Here is a 17,907-nt window from a genome sequence, read left to right as displayed (position 1 = left end):
CTCAAACACTTCAATGTGAACGGATCAGAGCTGGATGGCCTTGACCTCGACGAACTCGTCGAGGCCTTCCTCGCCCCACTCGCGGCCATTGCCCGACTGCTTGTAGCCGCCGAACGGTGCCTGGTAGTTGAACGCCCCGCCATTGACGAAGCACTGTCCCGCGCGCAGCTGGCGGGCCAGTTGCAGCGCCTGGTCGCGGCTACCCGCCCACACCGCGCTGGACAGCCCGAACGGCGAGTCATTGGCCAGGGCAATGCCTTCGGCCTCGTCGGTGTAGGGAATCAGGCACAGCACCGGCCCGAAGATTTCCTCCTGGGCAATGCGCATGCGGTTGTCGACCTCGGCGAAGATCGTCGGCGGCACATAGAACCCACGCTCGAAGCCCGCTGCGGTCTCACCGCCACACACCAGCCGCGCACCTTCTTGCTGGCCGACCCGGATGTACTCCTGCACCGTGCGCCGCTGCCCGGCCGAGCACATCGGCCCGAGGAAGCTGCGCGGGTCCTGCGGGTCGCCCATCACCAGGTTGCGGGCCTCGTCCACGGCGATCTCCAAGGCCTGGGCATAGCGCGAGGCCGGCAACAGCATGCGCGTCAGTGCGGTACAGGTCTGCCCCGAGTTGATCATCACGTCCTGCACGCCATGGCGTACCGCCGTTTCCAGCGGGGCGTCGGCGGTGATCAGGAACGGCGACTTGCCGCCCAGCTCCAGGCACACCCGCTTCACCGACGGCGCCGCGGCCTGGGCAACCCGCACGCCCGCGCCGGTCGACCCGGTAAACGAGACCATGTCCACCTGCGGGTGCCGCGCCAGCGCCTCGCCGACCTTCGCCCCCGGCCCGCTGACCAGGTTGAACACCCCGGCCGGCAGGCCGATGGCCTCGATCATTTCCGCCAGCAGGAAGGCGTGCAGCGGGGTCTCCTGGCTTGGCTTGACCACCACCGTGCAGCCTGCGGCCAAGGCGGGTGCCAGCTTGCCGATCAGTTGGTGCAGCGGGTAATTCCACGGGTTGATGAAGGCGCATACACCCACCGCCTCACGGTACAGTCGCGAATTGCCGACTTCGCGCACCTCGTCCATCAGGCCGGCCAGTTGGACGTACTGTTCAAGCCCGACGATGGGCCCGTCGACCTGCACCGACCGGCACCACTGCACCGGCATGCCCAGCTCGGTGGTGATCACCGCGGCCATCTCGTCGGCCCGCGCCTTGAGCTGCTCGGCCAGGGCAAGGATGTACCCGGCGCGCACGCTGGAGGGCGTGCGCGCCCAGGCGGCGAACGCCCCTCGCGCCGCATTGACGGCGTGTTGCACATCGTCTTCGTTACCCAGCGGCACCCTGCCGGCCACCGCCTCGCTGGCCGGGTCGATCACCTCGGCCATGCCCTGCCCCACCGGCTGCTGCCAGCGGCCATCGATGAACAAACGGCGGTATTCACGCATTGGGCTGCGCCTCCAGCAGTTCGCTGGCGCAGCGGGCAATGCGCCGGCAGGCCTCACCCAGCGGCTCGGCGCCCAGCACCAGGCCCAGGCGGATGTGCCCGGCCGCACTCGGGCCGAACGCTTCACCGGCCAGCACCGACACACCGTGCAAGTCGAGCAGGCGGTCGGCAAACGCTTGTGCGCTAAGCCCGGTCTCGCGGATATCGACCATCACGAACATCCCGCCATCGGGCTTGAGGGCCCGAAGGCCTGGGCAGCCAGCAAGCCTGGCACACACCAGGTCACGGCGCTGGCGGTAAGCCTCGCGCATACCCTCCAGTTCCGGCAACGGCTGCTCCAGCGCGGCCACCGCCGCATCCTGGATGAAGTCTGGCGAGCCATACAGCATGCACAGCGCCAGGTTTTCCAGGTGTGCCGATAGCGCCGGCGAACCGACCACCCAGCCGACCCGCCAGCCGGTCATGGCATGGGACTTGGACAGGCTGTTCAGCGTTGCCGTGCGCTCGGCCATGCCGGGCAGGCTGGCGGGGCTGATGTGCTCACCTTCGAACAGCAGCTCGCTGTAGACCTCGTCGCTGATCAGCCACAGGTCGTGGGCAATGCACAGTTCGGCCAGGGCCTCCCAGCTGCTGCGCGGCAGGCTGGCACCGGAGGGGTTGTGCGGGCTGTTCAGCGCCAGGGCACGGGTGCGCGGAGTGATCCGTGCAGCGACGTCCGAGGGCTGCACGCGAAAGCCATGCTCAGGACGCACCGGCACCGGCACCACCTTGGCGCCGCAGGCACCGAACACCGCCTCGTAGGTGACATACATCGGCTCGGCGACGATCACTTCATCGCCCGGCTCCAGCACGCATTGCGCCACGCAGAACAGCGCGCACTGCGCCCCCGCCAGCACCGTCACCTGGTCGGCCGTGACCGCCTGGCCGCTGCGCTGCTGGTGGCGGCGGGCAATGGCCTCGCGCAGGCTGCGCTTGCCGCGCACGTCGGCGTAATGGGTATTGCCGGCTTCGAGGCTGGCCACGGCGGCCTGGACGATCGGCGCCGGAGTATCGAAGTCGGGATCACCGACCGAAAGCAGCAGCACGTCGCGGCCCTGTTCGAGCAGGGCCAGGGCGCGGTAGTGAATCTCCCAGGCGGCGGCGCCATCGCCGGCGATCCGTTGGGTCAAAGAGGAAAATCGCATGGCTGGTTGTCCTGTTGTGCGGGGTGGGCTCAGCGCGCGCAGGCGTGCTTGAGTTCGATCAGGGTCACGCCGTTGCGGGCAAAGCCGCCGCGCAGGTCACGTTGCAGTTCGTCAAGGTTCTGCGGCTGCGCCACGGTGCAGCCGAAGGCATGGGCCAGGCCGGCGAAGTCCGGGTTGCGCGGCAATACGCCAATGGGCTCGATATCGAGGTCGAGCATGTCGTCGCGGATCTGCCCCAGCGCATCGTTGTTCCACAGCAGCACCACCAGCGGGCGGTCCAGCTCCTCGACCGCGGTTGCCAGCTCTTGGGCGGTATAGAGGAAACCACCGTCGCCCACCAGCACCAGGCCCGGGCGGTCGGCTGTGGCGAACATGGCGCCGATGCCGGCCGGCAGGCCGTAGCCAAGGGTGCCGTAGCCGGTGGGGTGCAGCCAGCTGCGCGGTGCCCGGCTGTTGAACACATAGTTACCGGTATAGGCCAGCTGGGTCATGTCGGTGCTGATGAAGGCGTTGTCCGGCAGCTCGGCTGCGACCCGCTGCAAGATCGCCTGGTGCATCGCCTGCAAGGGCGCGTGGTTCGCCTGCACGGCGGCGCGCAGGCGCGCCACTGCCGCACATGCCTGGGTCGCATCGCGCACGCCGTCCGGCAACTGTTCGAGCAGCCCCGCCAAGGTCTGCCGGGCATCGCCGTGCAATGCCAGCGCGCAGGGGTAGAAGTCGTTGAACTTGCGTGGGTCGATATCCACCCGCAACAGCTCGCCGGTCAGCGGCAGGCGCTCGCGCCAGAAGTCGGTGTCGGCCATCTCGGTACCGACCGCCAGCACCACGTCAGCCTCGGCGATCAGCGCCCAGCCCGGTTCGACGCACAAGGTGGAGCCGGCGTTGAGCGGCGAGTCCAAAGGCGCCAGACCCTTGCCGGCGACGCTGGTGAACAGTGGCGCCGCCAGCCGTGTGCTCAACTGCTGCAGCTCGGCGCCCGCCTGCAGCGCGCCACCGCCGGCGATGATCATCGGGCGCTTCGCCGCCGCCAGCCTGGCGGCTGCCTGTTGCAGGCTGTCGAGGCTGGCCGGGCCGCGACCGGGGCGGCGCACTACTTCATCACTCCAGTCCCGCGCCACTGGCGCGGCCAGCACGTCCAGCGGCACCGAGATATGCACCGGGCGCGGGCGTTCGCTGTCGAACACGGCATAGGCCCGGGCGACCAGTTCCGGCAGGTCCTCGGGCTTCAGCGCCACGGCGGAAAAGGCGGTGATCGGCGCCGTCATGGCGCGCTGGTCCTGGGTCTCGTGCAGGCAGCCCCAGCCTTTGCCCAGGCTGGCGGTGTGGTTGACGCTGGAAATCACCAGCAGCGCAATGGAGTCGGCGTAGGCCTGGCCGATGGCGGTGGCCGCGTTGGTCACGCCGGGGCCGGTGATGACAAAGCAGACGCCCGGCTTGCCGCTGACCCGGGCATAGCCGTCGGCCATGAAGCCGGCGCCCTGCTCGTGCCGGGTGAGCACGTGGCGGATGCCGCTGCCGGGCAAGCCGCGGTACAGCTCCAGGGTATGCACGCCGGGGATGCCGAAGACGGTGTCGACGCCGTAGTTGGCCAGCAGGCGCACCAGCGCCTGGCCGCCCGTGAGTGTGGGGTTCGTCATGTTCATGTCCTTACACTTGGCCGAGGCGGATCAAGGCATCGACCGCAAGGGTGCCATGGGCACCGACCATCAGGGGGTTCACATCCAGCTCCAGCAGCTGGTTGGCGTTTTCGCAGGCGTAGTCGGCCACTGCGCGGATGGCAGCGACCAGGGCATCCAGGTCGGCCGCCGGCTTGCCCCGAAAGCCCTGCAGCAAGGCTGCGCTGCGCAGTCCCAGTACGGCTTTGCGGATAGCACCGTCGGTGGTCGGCAGCAGCAGGCTGCTGCTGTCCTTGAGCAGCTCGACGAGGATGCCGCCAGCACCGATCACCAGCGCCAGGCCGAAATCCGCCTCGCGCTTGATGCCGACGATCAGCTCGGCAAGCGGCGCGCTGGCCATCGGCTCGAGCAGCACCTGGTCAAAGGCGACCCCTGGCGCATGAGCTGCGATGCGCGTGCGCATCTGCTCAAGCGCCCGGCTGAGCGCTGCCGCGTCGGCCAGGTTCAGCGCCACCGCGCCGGCCTCGGTCTTGTGCGGCAACTGCGCGCTGACCGCCTTGAGCACCAGCGGGAAGCCCACCTGGCCAGCATCGGCCAGCGCACGCTGCGGGCTGCTCAGCACCCCCTGCGGAATGGGCAGGCCAAAGCCGCGCAGAGCCTGCTTGGCGTTCCATTCGTTGAGCAGGCGGCTAGCGCCGGCCAGCGGTGGCGGGCACAGCGGTACCAGCGCCGATTCGCCCAGCGCCAGCAACGCCGGACGCTGCTGTGCGTAGCGGGCGACCCGGCCCCAGGCTGCCAGGCCATCCTCCACCCCCTGCAGCGCCGGCACGCCGGCCGCGTGCAGGCGCTCGCGGGCGCTGGCCGGCAGCAGTTCGGGGAAGGCCGAGGTGACGAAGCCGGTCTTGCCATGGCGCTTGAGCGCCGCGCAGTACAACTCCAGCAGCAGGTCGCACTCTTTGCGCTCGCCGGTGAACTCGGCGGGGTAATCGAGCACCAGCATCGCCGCGTCGGCGTCGCTGCGCAGGGCGCTGTCGAGCATGCGCGCCTTGGCCGGGCCATCGCCCCAGATCGCCGTGGTGAAGTCCAGGGGGTTGACCAGGTTGGCGTAGGCCGGCAGCACCTGGGCCAGTTCCTCGACCTGACTGGCGTCCAGGGCCGGCAGGGTCAGCTGGTTGCTTTCGCTGTAGTCGGCGATCAGCCCGGCATCGCCGCCCGAGCAGGCCAGCGCGATCAGGCTGGAGCCCTTGGGCAGGTTGCCGCAGGCGGCGGCCTTGAGGGTTTCGACAAAACTTACCGGGCCGCTGACGCGAATCACCCCCAGGCGCTCGAACAGGCTGTCGTACAGGGCATCGGAACCGGACAGCGAACTGGTGTGGCTCAGCGCCAGCTCGGCGCCGATCTGCGACACGCCGGTCTTCAGCGCGACGATCGGGATGCCTTTCTCCAGCGCCTTGTGCGCGGCACGGGCAAAGCCCGGCACGTTCTTCAGGCCTTCCAGGTGCAGGCCGATGGCGGTGACCCGGGGTTCATCGAGCAACACGTCCATCAGCTCGGCGATGCCCAGTTGTGCCTGGTTGCCGACCGAGGCCATGTAGGCCACCGGCAGCGAGCGGTCGCTCATCGACAGGTTGTAGGCGAAGTTGCCGCTCTGGGTCAGCACCGCCACGCCCTTCTCTACCGCCTTGCCACCATGGGCCACCGGCCACAGGGCGGCACTGTGCAGGTAGTCGAGCAGGCCGTAGCAGTTGGGCCCGAGCAGGGCCATGTTGCCGGCGGCATCAAGCAGCTGCTGTTGCAGCGCCTCGCCCTCGGCGCCGCTTTCGGCAAAGCCCGAGGCATAGCAGATCGCCCCGCCCGCGCCCTTGGCGGCGAGTTCGGCGACACAGGTGAGGGTCAGTTCGCGGTTGGTGGCGATGAACACCGCATCCGGCGCGCAGGGCAGTTCGGCCACACTGCGCACGCAGGGCACGCCGTCGATGCTGTCCTGCTGCGGGTTGACCAGCCACATCTGGCCCGGGTAGCCGCCCTCGGCACAGCGCTTGAGCGCACGGGCCATGCTGCGCCCGCCGACGAAAGCCAGGTGCCGGGGTGCCAGCAGGCGTTTGAGGTTGTCACGAATGGCTTGCGACATGGGGATGCTCCGGTCAGCGCAGCAGTGGACGCAGCAGTTCGCGCGAGATGATGTGCCGCTGGATCTCCGAGGTGCCTTCCCAGATCCGTTCGATGCGCGCATTACGCCAGATCCGCTCGACCGGCCCTTCGTCCATCAGGCCCATGCCGCCGTAGATCTGTACCGCTTCGTCGGCGACCTTGCCGAGCACTTCGCTGGCGAACAGCTTGGCCATGCCGGCCTCGCCATCGGTCATGCTGCCCTGGTCCATCTTCCAGGCGGTGTGCAGGGTCAGCAGTTCGGCGGCGCGGATCTGCGTGGCCATGTCGGCGAGCTTGAACGACACGCCCTGGTAAGTGCCGATCGGCTGGCCGAACTGCTTGCGGTCGGCCGCCCATTGCAGTGACACGTCAAGTGCACGCTGGGCCTGGCCGACGCAGTTGGCGGCGACCATGACCCGGCCTGCGGTCAGCCAGGCATTGGCCACCTCCCAGCCCTTGCCGACTTCGCCGAGCACCTTGGCGGCCGGGACCTTGCAGTCGTCGAAGAACAGTTCGTAGGTGTGGTAGCCACGGTTGCTCACGCATTTCGGGCCACGGCGGATGGTCATGCCCGGGGTACCGCGGTCGACCAGGAAGGCGGTGACGGCGTTGCGCTTGCGGCCGTTGTGTTCGTAGGTGTCAGTGACGGCGAAGACGATGGCGAAATCAGCGTGGCCGGCATGGCTGATGAAATGCTTGCTGCCGTTGATCACGAAATCGTCGCCGTCGCGCACGGCGCGGGTCTTGATCGAGTTGGCGTCGGAGCCGGCACCCGGTTCGGTCAGGGCGAAGCAGTCGGTCTTCTCGCCACGGATACACGGCAGCAGGTAGTCCTCGACCTGCTGGCCGGTGCAGGCCATGAGGATCTTCGACGGCCGGGCGACGAACACGTGCAGTGCCCAGGAGACCTTCGACAGCTCACGCTCGATCAGGGCCTGGGACAGGTAGTCGAGGCCGCCGCCACCGACTTCCTCGGGCATGTTGAAGGCGTAGAAGCCGGCGGCGATGGCCTTGCCACGGATCTGCGCAGCCAGTTCCGGCGACACTTGGTCGGCACGGTCCACGGCTTCTTCATGGGGCAACAGCTCCTTGGTCACGAAGCTGCGTACGGCATCCACCAACATTTCTTGTTCTTGGGTCAGTTGGAAATTCATGGCCTGTTCCTGGTAACCGGGGAAAGAGAGCGTGCTTATTTGCCGCTGAAGCGTGGTGCGCGTTTTTCCGTGACTGCGCGCAAGGCTTCGGCACCGTCGGCGCTGCGCCCGCAAAGCAGGCCGGCAGCCAGTTCGGCACTGAGCTGCTCGGACAGGCCGCGCGAGGCGCCGTCGCGCATCAGGCGTTTGGTCTGGGCGTAGGCGAAGGTCGGCCCCTGGGCCAGGCGCGCCGCCAGTTCGGCGGCGACGGCGGGCAGCTGGTCGTCGGCGACGACTTCGCCGACCAGGCCGGCCGCCAGGGCGCGTTCGGCGCCCCACAGTTCGTCGAGGAACAGCAGGCGCTTGGCCTGTTCGCTGCCGATCAGCCGTGGCAGGTGCCAGCTGGCGCCGGCATCCGGCGAGTAGGCCATGCTGGTGTAGCCAGCCTTGAAACGGGCCGACTGGGCCGCCAGGCGCAGGTCGCAGCACAGCGACAGGTCCATGCCGGCACCGACGGCGGTGCCGTTGATGGCAGCGATGGTGGGCTTGTCCAAGGTGTGCAGGCAGTGCATCAGGGCGTGGGCGGTTTCGGTCCAGCCGTAGGTTTCCAGTGCACCACGGGCCTCGGCCTCGGCCCATTCGGCGAGGTCGGCACCGGCGCAGAAGCTGCGGCCTGTGCCGGTCAGCACCACCACGCGCACGGCCGGGTCGAGGTTGTACGCCTCGAGGGTGGCGTGCAGCTTCTTCAGGGTGGGGATGTCCAGCGCATTGCGCTGCTCGGGGCGGTTCAGGGTGATCCAGGCAACGCCGGCTTCAACCTGGGTGATTAGGGACGACGGAGCGGTCATGACGGGCCTCGGATTATTGTGATTGCTGTGGGAGGTGAGGCTCATGCTAAACGAGTGTTCAACAAGGAGGCAATTGCGGTTGCAACGGTGTTACAACTTCGAACAAGTGGTGGGCATCAGGTGCATGGCGGGGGATTGGGTGAGGGCTGACAGGGGCTTGCCACATGATCTTCAGCGCCTGTGAGATCGAGCGCCGCCCGCGCGGCGCATCGCGGGCAAGCCCGCTCCCACATTTGTTTCGGGCCAGTTACTCCTGTCCCGCCAACAGGATCCGCGTTGGTGCATGACTGAAGATCGATGAAAAGCAGTGGCGCTCACCTCGATATCGAAGGGAACAAACAAGGTGGTCCCTGTTGGCGGGCCCGCCAACAGGATCCGCCTTGGTGCATGACTGAAGATCGATGAAAAGCAGTGGCGCCCACCTCGATATCGAAGGGAACAAACAAGGCGGTCCCTGTTGGCGGGCCCGCCAACAGGATCCGCCTTGGTGCATGACTGAAGATCGATGAAAAGCAGTGGCGCCCACCTCGATATCGAAGGGAACAAACAAGGCGGTCCCTGTTGGCTTCACAGGAGAGATTGGCCCGAAACAGATGTGGGAGCGGGCTTGCCCGCGATGCGCCGCGCGGGCGGCGCTCGATCTCACAGGCCCTGCAAAAACCCCGGCGAGCACCTGTCAGCCCTCATTCAATCCCCCGCCATGCGCCTGTCAGCCCTCACCCAATCCCCCGCCATGCACCTGTCAGCCCTCACCCAATCCCCCACCATGCACCACCAAACCCGTCTCACGCCACCGGCACTTCCACCCCCACGCCATGACGCTTGCGCTGCACCAGGAAGTACGCCGCATAACACAGCGCAATAAAGCCAAAGCCCCAATACAACGAAGGCCGCTGCGTCTCATCCATCGCCAGGAACACAAACAGCGAACTGCACAGGGTGATGCACAGCAACGGCACCAGCGGGTACAGCGGCGCGCGATACTTGAGATCGCTCAGCTGGCCACCTTCGCTCAGGAACTGCTTGCGGAAGCGGTACTGCGCCAGGGCAATGACGATCCAGGTCACCGTGCCAGACATGCCGCTCACCGCCATCAGCACCATGAACAGGGTGTCTGCGGCAATGAAGCTGGTCATCAGCGACACCAGCGCAAAGCACAGGGTGATGAACAAGGCGCGCAGTGGTACGCCACGGCTGCTCAGCGGCGACAGGCTGCGCGGTGCCATGCCGGTCTTGGACATCGCCCAGAGGATGCGGGTGGAGGCATACAGGCCGGAGTTGCCCACCGACAGGATCGCGGTGAGGATGACGAAGTTCATCAGGTCTGCGGCGTAAGGAATGCCGACCATGTCGAATACCTGCACGAACGGGCTTTCCATCAGCCCGGCCTGCTGCCACGGCACGATCGCCGACAGCACCACGATCGCCAGCACGTAGAAGATCAGCACGCGGAACACCACGTTGCGCACGGCCCGCGGGATGCTCTTGTCCGGCTGGTCGGTCTCGCCCGCCGCCACCCCCATGATCTCGCAGCCCTGGAAGGCGTAGACCACGGTCATCATCACCGCGAACACCGCTGACAGGCCGTTGGGGAACAGCGAATCGCCGATCAGGTTGCTCATCATCGGCGCCGGCGCCCCGCTGTTCAGCGAAATGCCACCGAAGATCACCAGCACACCGACGATGATGAAGCCGAGGATCGCCGCCACCTTGATCCCCGAGAACCAGTATTCCGCCTCGCCGAAGGCGCGGGTGGCCAGGGCGTTGATGCCGAACAGCACGGCAACGAACAGCGCCGACCAGTACCAGATCGGCACTTCCGGGAACCAGCGCGTCATCAGCATGCCTGCGGCAGTGAACTCGAGGCCCACGGTGGTCGCCCAGCTCATCCAGTACACCCAGCCAATCATGAAACCGGTGGCCGGGCCGATGAATTTCGTCGCATGGGCCTGGAACGAACCGGACACCGGCATCTGCACCGACAGTTCACCCAGGCAGACCATCACCAGGTACATCAGGAAACCGGCGACCAGGTAGGCCAGGATCGCGCCCACTGGCCCGCCCTGGTTGATGGTCACCCCCGAGCCCATGAACAGCCCGGTACCGATCACGCCACCCAGCGAGAGCATGAAGATGTGCCGGCTCTTCAATGCCCGCGTGAGGTGGATACCTTCAGCTTTACGGCCTTTCATTATTATTATCTCCAATAAGCGTCGAAGACCGCGTGTGCAGCGGTTGAGTCCGATTATTGGAAGGCGATGTAAGGCCCGGTTGATCGTAAAGATCAAAGATGTAAAAAGTCGTAAGGATTTTGTCGCTCAGGCGGCCAGCAATGCGGCGAGGGTGTCTTCGGCACGCTGCAATTGTTCGCCCAGCAACGCCCCCATGGCCCGTACTCCCGCCTTGTCGCGGGCCAGGGCACGCGCTTCCAGTTCGCGCAAGGTCACCGCCAGGCCGCACAGGCCCATGGAATCGCTGCTGCCGGCCAGCCGATGGGCCAGGTGGGTCACCTCGGTGCAGTCCCCCGCCTCGGCCGCTTCGAGCAAGGGCATGCGCTGTTGCGCCAGGCTGTCCTGCAAGCCGGCCAGCAAGCCTTGCAGCTTCTGCTCGCCAAGCAGCGTGCGGTGCGTGCTCAGCAACCCCTGGTCAAGCCAGACGGAGGTTGCCGGCGACGCCTCCTGGCATTGCCCCGCCAGGGCTTGGCGCAGGCTGGCCAGCTTCAGCGGCTTGCCCAGCACCCCCTGCATGCCGGCATCCAGGTAGGCCCGCACCAACCCCGGCTGGACGCTGGCGGTCAGCGCCAGGATGCGCGTGTCGCGGTTGGGCGTGGCGCCGGCACGCAGCTGCCGGCACAGCTCCACGCCGCTGATGCCTGGCAGGTGCACATCCAGCAGAAGCACGTCGAAGCGCTGCCGTGCACACAGTTGCAAACCCTGTTCGGCATCCTCCGCCAGCCAGACCTTGTGCCCGTCACGCGCCAGCAGCCCGCTGACCACCTCACGGTTCAAGGCCACGTCTTCCACTACCAGGATGTCCAGTGGCACCGCGCCGGCAGCGGCCGCCGCCATGGCTTGGGGCGCCTGCGCCGTCTCGAGCTCCACCTCCAGCCAGAAGCAGCTGCCCTCCCCCTCGCGGCTGCGCACGCCGATCTGCCCGGCCATCTGCTCGACCAGGTGCTTGCTGATCGCCAACCCCAGGCCGGTGCCGCCATAGCGCCGGGCAACCGCCTCGCTGGCCTGGACGAAACGCTCGAAGATCTTCGGCTGCATCGCCTCGCAGATACCGATGCCGTCGTCGGTGACACTCAGGCGCAGGCGCTGCCGCCCGGGTTGCCCCTGCATCACCTGGACTTCGACCAGGATCTCGCCGCCCTCGGTGAACTTGATGGCATTGGCCAGCAGGTTGCTCAGGACTTGGCGCAGGTACTGCTCGGCGCCGTGCTGGTACGCCGCCAGTTGCGGGTCGATGCGGCACAGCACCAGGCTGTCGTTGGCCAGCGCACGGGGTTCGAGCAAGGTCACGACCTCGGCGCACAACTGGCGCAGGGAGAAATCCACCGCCTCGGGACGGCTTTCGCCTTCTTCCAGGCGGGCAAAATACAGCACCTCGTTGAGGATGCTCAGCAGCCCGTCACCGGCCTTGTACAGTGCCTCCAGGCGTTGCCGGTCGGGCGCCGCGAGGCCGGCGCCACGCAGCAGCTCGGCCATGCCGAGAATGCCATTGAGCGGCGTGCGCAGTTCATGGCTCATGGTAGCGAGGAAGCGCGACTTGGCCAGGTTGGCTGCCTCGGCATCGTCCTTGGCACGCATCAGGCTCGCCGTGCGCCGCTCGACCTGCTTCTGCAACTCGTCACGCTTGTCCTGCAAGGCCAGCCGGTCGGTTTCGCGGCGTTCGCTGTCTCTGAGGATGGCCCGGCGCATGTCGTCCAGGGCCAGGGCCACGCTGTCGATTTCGTCGGTATGGGGTGAACGGCGCTTGTTCAGGCGCAGGGGCTCGTGCCATTGCCCGGCACCGATGCGCCGGGCGAAGTCGGCCATGACCTGCAGGTGACGGGTGACCAGGCGATAGAACAAACCCGACAGGGCCAGGGCCAGCCCGCAGAGGAACACGCTCATCCACAACAGGCTGGTCAGGCCGGTAGCGAACAGCCGGCGGTGCACAGCGCCCAGGTCAGTGCTCACTTCCAGCTCACCCAAATGGCGCGCAGGCCCTGAAGGCGGCTGATAGTCCAAGGCAAAACGCTCGATCCGCAACGGCCCCTGCGGGCTCGGCTCGCCCTGCTGCAAGCTGAAGTCGGCGCTGCTCAGGCGCACCCGCGCCACATCGGAAAAATCCACCAGCCCACGCAACTGCACGTTCAGCTGCTCCTGGTTCAGGTCCCACAGGCTGCGCTCCAGGCTGGCCAGGTAGCCGGCACGGATCAACGCCATGCGCGCATCGATCTCGCGCATCTCACGGCGGTACTCGAAATACAGCTGCACGCTGCTGGCCAGCACCGTGAAGCACAGGCTGAACAGCAGGATGAACAGCAACAGCCGCCGCAGCAGGCCCCCCGGTTGCAGGCGGTTCATGGCTGGTTGACCATGTCGCGGTAGGTGACTTCGCTTTCATGCAGCCAGCGCTCCAGTTCGCCGGCGTCAACCATCTTCTGCAGTTGCGCGTCGATGTCGCCCATCCGCTCGCTCAGCGGCGAATGGCGCGACACCGCCACGCGCAGGTAGTCGACGCTCAGTGCCGGTGGCAGCGCAACGATGTCCTGGGCCCCTGCCAGGTGCTCGACGAACAGCTGGCCGGTACGCCGCTCCTGGACCACAAAGTCGATACGCCCGCGAATCAGCTTGCCGAAGTTCTGCCCGCTGTCCGAAACCCATTCGATGTTCTGGTGCTGCGCCACGAAGCGGTCGAATGCCTGGCCATAGCTTTCGCCGAACAATAGCCCGCCGCGGTATCTGGCCAGGTCTTCGAGCTGGTCGAACTGCAGCGGATGCTGCCGGTTGGCGAACACCGCCACCTCCTCGCGCAGCACCGGCACTTGGGAAAAGCGCATCGACTTGGCACGCTGCTCCGAGGCGTAGGCCAGCACCACATCCACCCGCCCTTCGGCAGCGTCGAGCAGGCAGCGTTGCCAGTTGCCCAACACCACCATCTCGACCCGATAGCCCAGCCGCCCGAACAGCTCGCGCACCACCGTGGGGGCCAGCCCGCGCGGCTGTTTGCCATCGCTCCAGGACACCGGTGGGTACACCGGGTAATCGCAATAGCGCACGCTGTCGGCGGCCTGCAGCGCAGCACTGGCCAACAGCGCCAGCAGGCCGAACAGGAACGGGCTCACGCGGCCACGCTGGCGGTGAACAGGTAACCGGCGCCGTGGATGGTGATGATCAGTTCAGGCTCGGCGGGGTCGTCGTGCAGCTTGCGCCGCAGGCGGCCGACCAGCACGTCGATGGAACGGTCGTTGGGCACCCACTCACGGTTGCGGATCTGGTCCATCAGCTGGTCGCGGCTCAGGGTATGGCCGCTGTTGCGCAAGAACACGCTGAGCAGCTGGAACTCGCCGTGGGTCAACAGGGTTTCGCCGCCCTGCGCATCGATCAGGCGGCGGCGGTCGCAGTCCAGCGACCAGTCGCCGAACTGTTTGAGGGTGACGCTAGCCACGCTGGCTGGCCGCGCGCCTTGGGCGTGGCGCACGCGACGGATCAGGTTCTTGGCGCGGGATACCAGTTCGCGAGGGTTGAGCGGTTTGCTGACATAATCGTCAGCGCCGCATTCCAGACCAACGATGCGGTCGATCTCGTCGTTGCGCCCGGTGATCAGGATGATCCCCACTTCCGAGCGCACCCGCAGTTCACGGGTCAGGGTCAGGCCGTCCTTGCCGGGCAGGCGGATGTCGAGCATCACCAGTTCCACCGGCTGCTCGCTCAGCAGCGTTTCGGCCTGTTCCGCCGTAGCGGCACAGTGGACGGTATAGCCCTCCTGGGACAGGTAAGCCTGGAGCAAGTCACGAATCAGCGGATCGTCATCGACGACCAGTACCTGAGAGGTCATTGCGGTTAGTCCTGAAGTGCCCGAAGGCGATATTTTTATTAGAGTGAGCCAAGACTAGCGATTGCTGAACGGTCGATCAACAGCCCTCGGTGGCGGTACTGAAGCGTTGCCGACCGCCGGCCTGCAAGCCATCGACCCAGGCCTCGCAGATCTGCACGCCCTGGGCCGGGGTAAAGGTGCCCGGGTTCAGCCCGGACTCCAGCCACAGGCCATCGAGCAAGGCGCTGAGGCTGATGGCCGCGAGGTCGGCATCGAAGTGTTGCCAGCCCTCCTCCCGCGCAAGTTCGGCAAGCAGCGTGCCCAGTTCGCGGCGGTATTCGCCATAGGAGTGGTCGTGCACCTGGTTGATCGCCTCGGCGGTCTTCACCGCACCCCAGAACGCCAGCCACGCATCGAGCAGCTGCGGGTCGAGCAGTTCGGCGCTGAACGAGCCACGGAAGAAGGCCGACAACCGCTCGCGGGCGTTGGGCGCGGCCTGGGCCATGGCCTCGCGCAGCAGGTGCATGACCCGACCGGTGACCGCCATGTAGGCTTCGGCGACCAGCTCGTCCTTGCCCGAATAATGGTGGCTGATCAGGCCTACCGAGACACCGGCTTCGGCGCAGATCTTGCGGATCGATGCGCCCTGGAAACCATGGCGCTTCAGGCAGGCCAGGGTGGCCTCGACCAGATTGGCCTTGCGCAGTTCGGGCAGCATGCGGCTGAAGCGGGCTTCCTGGGTCATCGGGGGCTCTCGTGGGTCGAATAGTTGAACGACTGTATAGCAACTCGCCTCGGTCGCGAAAGCCTGTTTATACTCGGCCACCCTGACAATAACAAAGGCACTGCCATGACCGACCTGATCCAGCAGCAGCTCGACGAAGGCCTGCTGACCGTGCGCCTGAACCGGGCGGATAAACTCAACGCCCTGACCAACGCCATGTACACGCGGCTGGCAGAGCTGTTCGAGGCCGCCAACAGCGACCCGCAGGTCGAGGTGATCCTGATCACCGGCAGCACCGGGTGCTTCACCGCCGGCAACGACCTGCCGGACTTTCTCGACCAACCCCCGACCGACCTGCAAAGCCCGGTGTTCCGCATGATGTGGGCGGTGCTGGCGCTGGACAAGCCGCTGATCGCGGCGGTTGCAGGGCCGGCGATCGGCATCGGTACCACGCTGCTGCTGCACTGCGACCAGGTGCTGGTCAGCCGTGACGCCAAGCTGCGCACGCCGTTCGTGGCACTGGGGGTATGCCCGGAGTTTGGCGCGAGCCTGTTGCTGCCACAGATGCTGGGGCACGTGCGGGCCGCGCAGCTGTTGCTGTGCAACCAGGCGCTGAATGGCGAACAGGCGGTGCAGTGGGGCCTGGCGAGCGAACTGTTCGACGATGGCGCGCAATGCCTGGCTGCCGCCGTCAAGCTGGCGCGGCGACTGCAGCAGTTGCCGGCCGATGCCCTGCGCATCAGCAGGCGTCTGCTCAAGGATGGGCAGCGCGAAGCACTGGCTGCAACGGTGGCCAAGGAAGGCCTGCTGTTCATCGAGCGGCTCAACAGCGATGCAGCCAGGGCAGCCTTGACCGCGATGGTATCGCGCAAGGGTGCCTGAGCCGGCACGCCGATTACGTGCGCAATACCTGCTCGCCAGCATTGCCGGGCAGGCGCACGGCATCGACCAGCGCGAGGCAGGCAATCAGCGCCACGCCGAGCAACGCCCAGTGGAAGTCGCTGACCGTCATCCCAGCCTCGCCGCCGCGCAGCATCATCGCTACCCGTAACAACAGCGCCACCACGGCGACCCCCAGCGCCATCGCCAGCTGGAAGAACATGCTGAACAGTGTCGACGCCTCGCCCATCTGTGGCTTGGGCACCTCGGAGAAACCGACGGCATTGTAGGTGGTGAACTGCATCGAACGTGACAGCCCGCCCATGAACAGCACCAGCGCCATCCAGTACCACGGCATGCCCTGCTGCAAGCCCAGGCAGGCCAGAATGCTGCAGACACCGATCATGCCATTGACCAGCAATACGCGGCGGAAACCATAGCGGCGCAGCAAACCGGTGGTGAACGGCTTCATCGCCAGGTTGCCAGCGAAGATCGCCAGCACCAGCCAGCCGGCATCCACCGGTGACAGGCCGAAGCCGACCTGCAGCATCAGCGGAATGAGGAACGGCAAGGCGCTGATCGACAGGCGGAACAGCGTACCGCCGACGATGCTGGCCCTGAACGTAGCGATGCCCATGGCTGCCAATGGCAACAGCGGCGCCGGGTGGCGCTGGCAATGGCGAACCGCGAGCCAGCTCAGCAAGCCGCCCGCTGCCACCAGTACCGCCCCGCCAGGCAGGCTGCCAGCGGCCAGCGATCCGAGCATTTCCAGGCCGATCAACCACGCGGCGCAGGCCGAGGCGAGCAAGCCGAAGCCGAGCAGGTCGAAGCGGCGTGCTTCGCCAGGGCGGCCAGCGGGAATCAGCCACCATGCTGCCGCAATGGCCAGCACGCCAAGCGGTATGTTCAGGTAGAAGATCCACGGCCACGACAGGTGGGTGACGATCAGCCCGCCGATGGGTGGCCCCAGTACCGGCGCTACCAGCCCGGGCCAGGTGACCACCGCGAGCCTCTTCACCAGGTCCTGCTTGTCGGTGGTGCGCAACACCACCAGGCGGCCGACCGGCACCATCAGCGCCCCGCCGATGCCTTGCAGCACCCGTGCGAAAACGAAGGTCTCCAGATCGGTCGCCAGGCCGCAGAGCCACGACGCCAGGGTGAACAGGCCGATGGCCCCGGCGAACACCTGCCGCGCGCCAAAGCGGTCGGCCAGCCAACCGCTGAGCGGGATGAACACCGCCACCGCCAGCAGGTAGGCGCTGATGCCGATGTTCAGGCTGACCGGGTGCTCGGCGAAGTCACGGGCCATCTGCGGCAACGCCGTGGCGATGACGGTGGCGTCGAGGTTCTCCATAAAAAAGGTAATGGCGACCAGCAAGGCGATGAAAGTGGTGTGCCGAGACGCGTTCACAAGTCCCTCCGGTGATTGATGGGTCCGGACCTGCGCGCTTTGTGCAGGCGCGCCGGCCATCAGATCATGTTCAGCGCCGCACGCAATGCCAGCAGGTAGGTCTCGACGCCAAACCCGCAGATCTGCCCTCGCACCACCTCGGCAAATACCGAATGATGGCGGAACGGCTCTCTGGCGTGGATGTTCGACATATGCACTTCGACCACCGGCGCCTCGACAATCGCCAGTGCGTCACGAATGCCGTAGCTGTAATGGGTCCAGGCCCCGGCATTGATCAGCACGGCATCCACCCGTTGCTCATAGGCCCGATGGATGCGTTCGCACATTGCGCCTTCGTAGTTGGTCTGGAAGCACTCTACGTGTGCACCGAGTTCCTCGCCCAGCGCCTGCAGGGCCTGGTCGATGTCGGCCAGGGTGGCCGTGCCGTACTGGCGCGGGTCGCGCTTGCCGAACATGTTGTGGTTGATGCCATGCAGCATCAGGACATTGGCGGGCATG

Annotated in this window: 14 protein-coding genes; 1 reads left to right on the top strand and 13 read right to left on the bottom strand. The window is 66.6% G+C overall.

The features are described 5' to 3' along the window. Positions 1–24: 24 nt before the first annotated feature. The 11 genes from CQW31_RS01595 to CQW31_RS01535 form a co-directional block, all read right to left on the bottom strand. Entirely contained in the window at positions 25–1,440 is a 1,416-nt protein-coding gene (locus CQW31_RS01595; protein ID WP_099813546.1) for an aldehyde dehydrogenase family protein, read from the bottom strand. Then, positions 1,433–2,623 carry a pyridoxal phosphate-dependent aminotransferase gene (locus CQW31_RS01590; protein WP_099813545.1) on the bottom strand — a complete coding sequence of 397 codons (1,191 nt, stop codon included), beginning with the start codon at positions 2,621–2,623 and terminating at the stop codon, positions 1,433–1,435. Before CQW31_RS01590 ends, CQW31_RS01595 begins: the two co-directional genes overlap by 8 nt. A 29-nt stretch (positions 2,624–2,652) precedes the next feature. Then, on the bottom strand, positions 2,653–4,260 hold the full coding sequence (locus CQW31_RS01585; protein ID WP_099813544.1) for a 5-guanidino-2-oxopentanoate decarboxylase: 1,608 nt from the start codon (positions 4,258–4,260) through the stop codon (positions 2,653–2,655). 10 nt (positions 4,261–4,270) lie between these two features. Next, positions 4,271–6,370, bottom strand: coding sequence for an acetate--CoA ligase family protein (locus tag CQW31_RS01580; RefSeq protein ID WP_099813543.1), 2,100 nt, complete (start codon positions 6,368–6,370; stop codon positions 4,271–4,273). Between the two features lie 13 nt (positions 6,371–6,383). Continuing rightward, a complete protein-coding gene (locus CQW31_RS01575) occupies positions 6,384–7,544 on the bottom strand; it encodes an acyl-CoA dehydrogenase family protein (protein WP_099813542.1) in 1,161 nt (386 codons plus the stop codon). 35 nt (positions 7,545–7,579) lie between these two features. Beyond that, the gene (locus CQW31_RS01570) at positions 7,580–8,371 is read right to left on the bottom strand and encodes an enoyl-CoA hydratase/isomerase family protein (RefSeq protein ID WP_099813541.1); all 792 of its coding nucleotides are present in this window, start codon (positions 8,369–8,371) and stop codon (positions 7,580–7,582) included. A 785-nt stretch (positions 8,372–9,156) separates the two neighbouring features. Then, positions 9,157–10,563, bottom strand: a complete 1,407-nt coding sequence (locus CQW31_RS01555) for an amino acid permease (protein WP_054887805.1) — start codon at positions 10,561–10,563, stop codon at positions 9,157–9,159. Positions 10,564–10,689: 126 nt separating this feature from the next. Next, positions 10,690–12,942, bottom strand: coding sequence for an ATP-binding protein (locus CQW31_RS01550; RefSeq protein WP_099813540.1), 2,253 nt, complete (start codon positions 12,940–12,942; stop codon positions 10,690–10,692). Next, positions 12,939–13,703 carry an ABC transporter substrate-binding protein gene (locus CQW31_RS01545; protein WP_054887807.1) on the bottom strand — a complete coding sequence of 255 codons (765 nt, stop codon included), beginning with the start codon at positions 13,701–13,703 and terminating at the stop codon, positions 12,939–12,941. Before CQW31_RS01545 ends, CQW31_RS01550 begins: the two co-directional genes overlap by 4 nt. After that, complete coding sequence (locus CQW31_RS01540) at positions 13,700–14,416, bottom strand: response regulator (RefSeq protein ID WP_054887808.1); 717 nt, start codon at positions 14,414–14,416, stop codon at positions 13,700–13,702. Before CQW31_RS01540 ends, CQW31_RS01545 begins: the two co-directional genes overlap by 4 nt. A gap of 76 nt (positions 14,417–14,492) precedes the next feature. Beyond that, positions 14,493–15,140: a TetR family transcriptional regulator C-terminal domain-containing protein gene (locus tag CQW31_RS01535; protein WP_054887809.1), complete on the bottom strand. Its 648-nt coding sequence runs from the start codon at positions 15,138–15,140 to the stop codon at positions 14,493–14,495. A 105-nt stretch (positions 15,141–15,245) separates the two neighbouring features. Between CQW31_RS01535 and CQW31_RS01530 the strand changes: the two genes are divergently transcribed. After that, complete coding sequence (locus tag CQW31_RS01530) at positions 15,246–16,001, top strand: enoyl-CoA hydratase-related protein (RefSeq protein ID WP_099813539.1); 756 nt, start codon at positions 15,246–15,248, stop codon at positions 15,999–16,001. Positions 16,002–16,014: 13 nt separating this feature from the next. Here the strand turns inward: CQW31_RS01530 and CQW31_RS01525 are convergent, their stop codons facing one another. Together CQW31_RS01525 and aroQ are read right to left on the bottom strand one after the other, a co-directional pair. Continuing rightward, a complete protein-coding gene (locus CQW31_RS01525) occupies positions 16,015–17,469 on the bottom strand; it encodes an MFS transporter (protein WP_099813538.1) in 1,455 nt (484 codons plus the stop codon). Then, positions 17,469–17,906, bottom strand: coding sequence for a type II 3-dehydroquinate dehydratase (aroQ, locus tag CQW31_RS01520; protein ID WP_054883771.1), 438 nt, complete (start codon positions 17,904–17,906; stop codon positions 17,469–17,471). The genes CQW31_RS01525 and aroQ overlap by 1 nt, the downstream gene beginning before the upstream one ends. Position 17,907 lies beyond the last annotated feature (1 nt).

The sequence above is a fragment of the Pseudomonas sp. 382 genome, from assembly GCF_002759075.1.
GTDB lineage: Bacteria > Pseudomonadota > Gammaproteobacteria > Pseudomonadales > Pseudomonadaceae > Aquipseudomonas > Aquipseudomonas vlassakiae.
Note: the sequence above shows the minus strand (reverse complement) of the source record. Positions and strands in the feature narration are given on the sequence as shown.